The sequence below is a fragment of the Streptomyces anatolicus genome (genome assembly GCF_019400875.1).
GTDB classification, from domain to species: Bacteria; Actinomycetota; Actinomycetes; order Streptomycetales; family Streptomycetaceae; genus Streptomyces; species Streptomyces anatolicus.
The window spans coordinates 1-8,649 of sequence record NZ_WMBF01000265.1 but is presented as its reverse complement, the minus strand read 5'-3'; the positions used below and the strand labels follow the sequence as shown (position 1 = coordinate 8,649).

The window sequence follows — 8,649 nt, the reverse complement described above, 5'->3', positions numbered from 1 at the left end:
GGCTCACGCGGCCGCCGCCGGGCCCGTCCTCGTCCGCGCCGTCACCGTCCTCGCCCCCGGCCTCCGCCCTCGCCCTGATCAGCGCGGCCGAGAGCCAGGCGGCGAGGCCCACGCCGAGACCGCTCACCGTCGCGATGCCGTAGCGCGCGGCGTCCGCCGAGATCGCGTCCGGCAACACGCCCACCAGCGACTGGAACACCGCGTACCCGGCCGCCGCGCAGCCGAAGCCGCCGAGCCAGCCCACGAAGCGCCCCGGGGGCGCGTCGGGTCGCGGTTCCGGGGCGGGTTCGGGCCTTGACGGGCCGCGGCCGAGCCGCTGGTGTGGCATGCGGTGCTCCCTCCCCCCAGGGCGGCACGTGGGGTCGGTGTTCATGCCCAGTCTAGTGCCGGGCGGCCCCGTTTCCCCGGGTCACGGCGGTGGAGAAGGTGACCTCCAGCCTCTCCGGCCGGGCGTGCAGCTGATGCTCCGGCAGGGCGCCGGGGCCGCAGGATCCCGTGCCGATGCCCTGCTGGTCGATGTCGAGGTTGACCCAGACCGTGTCGCCCGGAGTGAGGTCGGTGCGGTGCCGGGCGGCGTCGAGCTGTTCGGTGGTCCAGCGGCGGGCGGTGAACCACGGCCTGTCGCCGGTGTCGATCCGCAGCCCGCCGATCTCCGCCCAACGCAGGCCGGGGCGGGCGCCGTTCTCCTGCGGGCGTACATAGGGGGTCTGCATCGCGTCGACGTCCGACTCCCAGACGCCGGTCATCGAGGCCGCGCGGGTGTCGGGGTAGGCCTCGCCGGGCCCGCCGCCGAACCATCGCACGGGCCCGGACGCGCCGGGCAGCCCGAAGCGGATGCCGACGCGGGGCAGCGGCACGCTCCACTCGCCCTCCGGCTCCACCTCCAGCGCCAGCAGCAGGCGGCTCCCGTCGGACTGCCAGCGGTACGCCACGCGCAGACCCAGATCGCTCGCGGCGGGCGCGACCCGGGTACGTACGACCAAGGCGTCCTCGGCCAACTCGACGGCGTCGAGGCGGTGTTGCATCCGGTCGAGACCCAGCGCGCGCCACCGGGCGGCGGGTGAGGGTTCGGGGCGCCAGGGCATGCCGTTGTCGTTGTCGGTGGGCGCCCGCCACACGTCCAGGCGCAGATCCTCGATCTCCAGGCCGTCGAGGGCCAGCAGCGTGCCGCGGGCGTCGAAGAGGGCGGGCCCGAGCGCGATCCGGCCCTCGTCCCGCACCGGTGCCGTACCGCCCACCACGGCCGGGCTCACGCCGCTCTCGTCGGTGAACTGGGCCCACGCCACGACGTGGCCGCGCTCCGCCCACGCGGTGTCCCACGCGAGCACCGCACGGACCGTCCACTGGGTCTCCCCGCCCGGGTCGCACCTCGGCGCCGACGGCAGTTTCACCTCGGCGCGCTCGCCGGGCCCGGTCGCGGGCACCGCCAGGGTGCCGTCGGCGACGCGCACACCGTCCCGCTCGTAGGACCAGGTGAAGGAGAGGTGGTCGAGCGTGGCGAAGTCGTACAGATTGGTGATCTGTACGGCCCCCTCGTGGCCGCCGCCCTCGATGCGGACCGGCTCGATCACCTTCTTGTACTCGACGAGGCCCGGGGACGGCGTCCGGTCGGGGAGGACCAGCCCGTCGCAGACGAAGTTGCCGTCGTGCAACTCCTCGCCGAAGTCACCGCCGTAGGCGTACTCGTACGAGGGGTGCGCGAGGCCGTGGTCGATCCACTCCCAGATGAAGCCGCCCTGAATCCGCTCGTACGTCTCGAAGAGCCGCTGGTACTCGCTGAGCCCGCCCGGGCCGTTGCCCATGGCATGCCCGTACTCGCAGAGGACGAAGGGGAGTTGACGCCGACGCTCGGGCCCCTCGTCCTCGCCACGCCCGATGCGCTCGACCTCGGCGTGGTCGGCGTACATCCGCGCGTACATGCCGGTGTCGGCGCACGACCTGTCGCCCTCGTAGTGCAGGAGGCGGCTGTCGTCGCGGGCGCGGATCCACTCGGCCATGGCGGTCAGGCCGCGGCCCGTGCCGCATTCGTTGCCCAGCGACCAGATGACGACCGAGGGGTGGTTCTTGTCGCGCTCGACCATGCGGGCCGCGCGGTCGAGGAGGGCGGGCGTCCAGCGGTCGTCGTCGACGGGGTTGCCGCGCCAGCGGATCGCCTGGAAGCCGTGCGTCTCCAGGTCGCACTCGTCGATGACCCACAGGCCCAGCTCGTCGCAGAGGTCGAGGAAGGCTGGGTGTGGCGGGTAGTGGCTGGTGCGGACGGCGTTGATGTTGTGCCGCTTCATCAGCAGGATGTCCGCGCGCATGGTGGCGAGGTCGAGGGCGCGGCCCGTCCGCGGGTGGAACTCGTGGCGGTTGACGCCGCGGAAGAGGAGAGGGCGGCCGTTGACCTTGATGAGCCCGTCCTCGACGGCGACCGTACGGAAACCGATGCGCAGCGGGATCCGCTCGCCCGCCGTGGCCAGGACCCCGTCGTAGAGCCTCGGGGTCTCGGCGGTCCACGGCTCGACGGGCACGGTGACCGCCTCGCCCGTCGCCACGTCGATGCCCAACTCGGCGACGGTGACGCGCCCTTGGGCGTCCGTACGTCCTTGGGCGTCCGCGCGCCCTTGGGTGTCCGCGTCGACCCGCAGCGTGCCGGTCCCCGCACGATGGTCGTAGGACGCGTGCACGAAGTGGGCGCCCACGCAGTCCTCGGGCCGGTGCAGCAGCGTCACGTCGCGGAAGATGCCCGGCAGCCACCACTGGTCCTGGTCCTCCAGGTACGACCCGGAGGACCACTGGTGGACGCGGACCGCGAGGACGTTGCCCTGGGGGCGCAGCAGCGCGCCGACGTCGAACTCGTGCGGGAGCCGGGAGCCCTTGAAGTCGCCGAGTTCCGTGCCGTTGAGCCAGACGCGGGCGCAGGACTCGACGCCGTCGAAGCGGAGCACGGTGGTGCCGGACGCGGGCCAGTCGGATGGCAGGTCGAAGGTGCGCAGGTGGTCGCCCGTGGGGTTGTCGGTCGGCACGCGCGGCGGGTCCACCGGGAACGGGTAGAGCTGGTTGGTGTAGTGCGGGGAGCCGTGGCCCTGGAGCACCCAGTGGCCGGGGACGGTGATCTCGCCCCAGGTCGCGCGGTCATGGCCGGGGGCGGCGAACGACTCGTCCTCGGCGTCGGCGGTGGCGGAGAGGCGGAAGCGCCAGGTGCCGTTGAGGGAGAGGGCGGCGGCGTCCGACGCGGCGTACCAGGCGCGGGGCGGGAGGCTGCCGGTGCCGGGGCCGAAGTCCTCGTGGTGGCGGAGATCCATGCCGTGATCCGTACGGAGATCCATGTGATCCATGCGTTCCATCAGACCGTGCCGGGGCGGGGCTCACAATTGTTTCGGAGCGGGAGTTGATGGACTCTCCGGGCAGAGCTTGGACGGGTGCGGGGCCTACTGCGAATTCCGGAGGTCGATGGGCTTTGGAGAGACGGAATTCGTCGAACTATGGCAAGTGCGCGGCGGTATCGGTAGCTTGTCGCCGTGTGAACAGACGCCCTCAGCCGTCAGCGCTGCCCCCGGAACTGCCCGTGACCGACCGCACCCGCCACCGCCGCCTGCGTGAACAGGGCAGCCTGGAGCGCGCCGACCTGGAAGCGATCCTGGACGCGGGCTTCGTCTGCCACCTCGGTGTCGTCGTCGACGGCCACCCCATGGTCGTACCGACCGTCTACGGCCGTGACGACACCGAACTCTTCCTGCACGGTTCCGTCGCCAGCCGCAGCCTCGCCGCCGACCCCGGGGCGCCGGTCTGCGTCACCGTCACCCACGTCGACGGCCTGATCCTGGCCCGCTCGGTGTTCGCACACGGCGTCAACTACCGCAGCGCGATGATCCACGGTGTCCCGCGCAAGGTGACGGACCCGGAGGAGAAGCTGCGCGGCCTGCGGCTGCTCACCGAGCACGCCACGCCCGGCCAGTGGGAGTACGCCCGCCGTCCGAGCCGCAAGGAACTCGCCGCGACCACCGTGCTCGCCCTCTCCCTGGCGGAGGCCTCCGTCAAGGTGGCCGTCGGGCCCCCGGACGACGGTGAGGGCCCGGACGCCGGACTCGGCGTCTGGGCGGGCAACCTTCCGCTGACCGCCGCCTGGGGCGAGCCCGTCGCCGACCCGCTGCTGCCGGCCGGGATCGAACCGCCGCCGCATATCGCGGGGCGCGGGGGGACGCGGCAGGGGTAGCGCCGGGCGACGCGGCAGGGGTAGGAGGCGCGAGGCGCGGGGCGAGCCGGACGGCTCAGGGCAGCTTGGGCGCCCCGCAGTGTTCAGGGCAGCCTCGGCGCCCCGCAGCCGTGCGCCTTCGCCGAGCGGCGCGCGAACTCCTTCAGCGCGGCCCGCTCGTACGCCAGGTCGGCCGCGGAGGCCTTCGCGGCGCGGCGACCGTCTTGGCCGCCCATCGCCACGCCGGACGCCTGGCCCGTCTCCACGGTGGACAACGCGGGCCCGCCGCCGTCATGGCACGCCGCGCTCGCCCAACCGAGACGCGCACCGGATCAAGACGCGCACCGGATCAAGGCCAGCACCCCATCTAGAGGCGAGCCGCATCAAGACGTGAGTGAGCGCATCAAGACATGGACCGCGTCAAGATCAGAGGGGACGCTATCAATCCCGGTCGGCGCGTCGGCGCGCGGACCCTTGTCCGCCGTGGAGGCATCTGCTTGACTCCGCCCGCCCGGACGCCACGCACGCCGCCGGTGGAGGCCGCCATGGAGATCACCCGCAGACGCCTGCTGTCCGCCCTGTCGGCCGCCGGACTGCTGGCGGCGATCCCGGCGGGCCGCGCGGACGCCGCCGCGGCGGCCGAGGGCCGGGCCCGGCTGCTCGCCAACACCGTGGCGGTCTTCGCCGGAACCGCCGCCTCCAACGCCCGCCCCGAGACGGCCGCGAAGCTCGCCGCCATCGAGCGGACCGCGCGGGCGAACCTGAAGGCCATGGACGAGGCGGGCGAGGGCGAACTCTTCGCCGGTCTGCCGCTCGGCACCGACGACGCGCACCTGAACACCACCTACCGCCGCCTGTACGAGACCGCCCTCGCCACCCGAGCCCCCGGCTCCGGGCTGCACGGCGACACCGCGGTCCAGCGCCGGGTGATCGACGGCCTTGTGTGGCTGCACGAGCGTTACTACGGCGACCAGTCCAAGGGCTACTACGGCAACTGGTTCCACTGGGAGATCGGCATCTCCCAGAGCGTCAGCAAGACCCTGGCGCTGCTCGCGGACGAGGTGGCCTCCTACCGCCCCGAACTGGTCCGCACCTACGTCACCTCCATGGACGCCTATCTGCGCAACGGCACCGACGGCGACGTGAACCTCGACTCCCGCTTCCACACCGGCGCCAACCTCGCCGACATCACCACGAATCGCATCCTCCAGGGCGCCCTGCTCGGCGAGGGCGGCGAGGCCCGCATCCGCAAGGCTCTCACCGACCAGCTGACGGTCTTCCTCACCATCGACCCCTACCGGCTGCGGCACGGCGTGACGGACGGCCACTACGCGGACGGCTCGTTCATCCAGCACGCCTCCGTCGCGTACACGGGTTCGTACGGCAAAGGCCTGCTCACCCGCGTCGTACAGACCCTGAAGATCCTCGACGGCACGGGCTTCGCGCACGGCGGGGAACTGGTGCCGACCGTGTACGGCTGGGTGAAGGACGGTTTCGCCCCGCTGATCTTCGAGGGCTGGATGATGGAGATCGTCAAGGGCCGCGCGGTGGCGCGCACGGACTCGGGGTACGCCGATGTGGCGGTGGTCGTGGAGGCCGCCGTCGACCTCTCCTCGCTCGCCGCCGCGGCCGACGCCACCGCCCTCAAGAGCTACGTCAAGCACATCAGGGCCACCTCGCGCACCGCCCTCGACCCGGCCCGCTTCGTCTCCCCGGTCAGCGTCGCGCGCTACGCCGACATCGTCGGCGACGCGTCCGTGCCGCCCGCCGACCTCAACCCCGCCGAGCGCAGCGTCGCCTTCAACGCCATGGACAAGACCGTCCACCGCAGGCCCGGTTACGCCTTCGCCCTCGCGCGAAGCTCCGACCGGATCAGCAAGTACGAGTACATGAACGGCGAGAACCTCATGCCGTGGTTCCAGGGCGACGGCGCGTACTACCTCTACCTCTCCGGTCAGGACCAGACGCAGGCATACGGCGTCGACTACTACACGACGGTCTCGCCCTACGGCCTCGCGGGCGTCATGGCGCCGGTCGAACAGCGGCGCTCCGTACCGGAGTTGTACGGCAAGGCGTACTACGACAACCCCGGCCACCCCCTGCACTTCACCTCGTCGTCGGAGTCGCAGAACAAGTACGTCTACTTCCCGCGCGGCACGAACAGCCACTCCGGGGGCGCGGTCCTCGGGGCGTACGGCGCCGCGGGCATGGTGCAGTCGAGCGACGCGGCCCACCGCGACCGGGCGCTGCTCCCCGACGACTTCGTGGTGTACCGGAACGCGACGGCCACCAAGTCGTGGTTCCTTCTCGACGACGAGATCGTGGTGCTCGCCGCCGGGGTCGGCGACGCGGCGGGCCGGGCCGTGACCACGACCGTCGACGCCCGCACCGCAGGCCCCGACGACCGGATCTCGCTGACCGGCATCCGCCGCGACGGCCGGTCCTGGACCGGTCCCGGCACCGCAGACCTGCGCTGGCTGCGCTACGCCAACACCACGCAGGACACCTCGGTCGGCTACCTCTTCCTCGACACGCCACCGGTCCGGGTCGCCCTTGACCGGGTCACCCGCAGCCGCCGGGTGGTGCGCACCGCCAACCCCGATACGCCGGTGACGCGTTCGGTCCTCGGCGTGACCGTCGACGGGGCTGCCGGAGCCCGGCCGGCCCGCCTCGCCTACGCGTTGGTGCCGAACGCCACCGAGGAGCTGCTGCGCGCCCACCACCGCCATGGCCCGCTCAAGGTCCTCGCCAACTCCCCTCGCATGCAAGCCATTTCACACGGCGGCCTGGGTCTCACCGCCGCCAACACCTTCACGCGCGGACGGCACGAGACCGCCGGACTGCGCGTCGATGGCCCCGCCTCGGTCCTCGTGCGCCGCCAGGGGCGCCACGGCGGGGCGACGACCGCCGTGGCCGTGTCCGACCCGACCATGGGCCGGGACCGGATCACGGTCCTGCTCCTCGGCCGCCACCTCCAGAAGGTCACGGCGGACCCGGGCGTGCGCGTGAGCCGGGCGCCCGGCGGCACACGGATCGACGTGGACACCCATCACGCGTACGGCAGAAGCCTCACCGTCACGCTACGGGGCTGACCCGGCGCTGATGGCCTGTACCGGGCACGCCCGCACGGCCTCGCGCACCATCGGGTCGCCGCCGCCGTCCTCCTGGCCCGGCAGCACCTGGCTGAAGCCGTCGTCGTCCTGCGTGAAGACGCCCGGCGCGGTCAGCGCGCACATGCCCGCTCCCACGCACCGGTCCATGTCGACACGGATCACGCTGCTTCCCTCCGTCATCGTCAACCCCTGACTCCTACCAGCTGACCGGAAGTTCGATCATGCCCTGAATGGTGTCGCCGGGCTTGAAGGGAATCTCCTCGGCGGGCACCGCGAGGCGCAGGCGCGGCAGCCGCTCGAAGAGGGACCGCAGGGCGATCTCCAGCTCCGCGCGGGCGAGGTTCTGGCCCAGACACTGGTGGACGCCGAACCCGAAGGCGAGGTGGTGGCGGGTCGTGCGGTGCCAGTTCAGCTCCTCGGGATCCTCGTAGGCCGCGTCGTCGCGGTTGATGAGGGAGGTGGAGAAGACGACGCCCTCGCCGGCGCGCAGCGTGCTGCCCGCGACCTCGATGTCCTCCTTCACCACGCGCAGCATGCCGTCCGCGATGGAGAGATAGCGCAGCAACTCCTCGACGACGGCGGGCATCAGCGACGGGTCGGCGCCGCCGGGGCCCGGCCGCAGTTCGGCGAGCCGCTCGGGATGCTGGAGCAGGGTGAACGTACCGAGGGAGATCATGTTCGCCGTGGTCTCGTGGCCCGCGACGAGCAGGATCGTGGCCAGGTCGGCCAGCTCCTCGCGGTCCACCGCGCCCGTCGCGAGCTGCTGGTGGATCAGCTCGTCGAGGATCCCGTCACCCGGCTCCGCGCGCTTGCGGTCGATCAACGCGTGGAAATACGCGTCCAGTTCGTCCCGAGCCGCCTGGGTGACCCGCGCGTCGGGGCCGCGCAGCAGAAGGCGCGACTGCTCCTCGAAGAAGTCGTGGTCGGCGTAGGGCACGCCGAGGAGCGCGCAGATCACGATGGACGGCACGGGCAGCGCGAACGCGCTGACGAGTTCGGCGGGCGGTCCCTGCGCCTCCATGGCGTCCAGGAGCCGGTCCACGGTCTCCTGGATGCGCGGGCGCAGGGCGGCGACGCGCTTGACCGAGAAGCTGGGGATCAGCATCCGGCGCTGGGTGTTGTGCCGCGGGTCGTCGACGCCGAGCAGGGCGACGCTGCGGTTGCGGACACCGGCGAAGCGCTCGGAGGGCGCGGGGAAGTCCTCGTTCTCGCGGTCCGATGAGAGCCGGGGGTCGGCGAGGAGTTCGCGGGCGGTCGCGTGCCCGGTGACCGCCCACACGACGCGCCCGTCGAAGAGGGTGACGCGGGAGAGCGGGCGGGCGTCGCGCAGGGGCGCGTAGGCGGTGGGCGGGTGGTAGG

6 protein-coding genes and 1 pseudogene are annotated in these 8,649 nt (G+C 72.5%); 2 read left to right on the top strand and 5 right to left on the bottom strand.

Going from position 1 to position 8,649, the window contains the following annotated elements; translation table 11 throughout:
* Positions 1-328, bottom strand: a pseudogene (locus GKQ77_RS21455) (hypothetical protein); the annotation flags it as partial.
* A gap of 52 nt (positions 329-380) precedes the next feature.
* Positions 381-3,311: a glycoside hydrolase family 2 TIM barrel-domain containing protein gene (locus tag GKQ77_RS21450; protein WP_219690553.1), complete on the bottom strand. Its 2,931-nt coding sequence runs from the start codon at positions 3,309-3,311 to the stop codon at positions 381-383.
* A 233-nt stretch (positions 3,312-3,544) separates the two neighbouring features.
* On the opposite strand from GKQ77_RS21450, the gene GKQ77_RS21445 reads away from it, so the two are divergent.
* Positions 3,545-4,198, top strand: a complete 654-nt coding sequence (locus GKQ77_RS21445; protein ID WP_258021706.1) for a pyridoxamine 5'-phosphate oxidase family protein — start codon at positions 3,545-3,547, stop codon at positions 4,196-4,198.
* An 83-nt stretch (positions 4,199-4,281) separates the two neighbouring features.
* Here GKQ77_RS21445 and GKQ77_RS21440 read toward each other — a convergent pair whose 3' ends face one another.
* Complete coding sequence (locus GKQ77_RS21440; protein ID WP_219690551.1) at positions 4,282-4,443, bottom strand: hypothetical protein; 162 nt, start codon at positions 4,441-4,443, stop codon at positions 4,282-4,284.
* Between the two features lie 279 nt (positions 4,444-4,722).
* On the opposite strand from GKQ77_RS21440, the gene GKQ77_RS21435 reads away from it, so the two are divergent.
* On the top strand, positions 4,723-7,269 hold the full coding sequence (locus GKQ77_RS21435) for a polysaccharide lyase family 8 super-sandwich domain-containing protein (RefSeq protein WP_219690550.1): 2,547 nt from the start codon (positions 4,723-4,725) through the stop codon (positions 7,267-7,269).
* Here GKQ77_RS21435 and GKQ77_RS21430 read toward each other — a convergent pair.
* Together GKQ77_RS21430 and GKQ77_RS21425 are read right to left on the bottom strand one after the other, a co-directional pair.
* Complete coding sequence (locus GKQ77_RS21430) at positions 7,258-7,470, bottom strand: ferredoxin (RefSeq protein WP_219690549.1); 213 nt, start codon at positions 7,468-7,470, stop codon at positions 7,258-7,260. The two genes, GKQ77_RS21435 and GKQ77_RS21430, sit on opposite strands and share 12 nt — an antisense overlap.
* 16 nt (positions 7,471-7,486) lie before the next feature.
* On the bottom strand, positions 7,487-8,649 hold a 1,163-nt coding region (locus tag GKQ77_RS21425), incomplete at its 5' end, for a cytochrome P450 (RefSeq protein ID WP_219690548.1).

Coding starts and splice junctions, on each gene's coding strand:
- GKQ77_RS21430 (WP_219690549.1), bottom strand. CDS start 7,470: ATGACGGAGGGAAGCAGCGTGATCCGTGTCGACATGGACCGGTGCGTG.
- GKQ77_RS21450 (WP_219690553.1), bottom strand. CDS start 3,311: ATGGATCTCCGTACGGATCACGGCATGGATCTCCGCCACCACGAGGAC.
- GKQ77_RS21435 (WP_219690550.1), top strand. CDS start 4,723: ATGGAGATCACCCGCAGACGCCTGCTGTCCGCCCTGTCGGCCGCCGGA.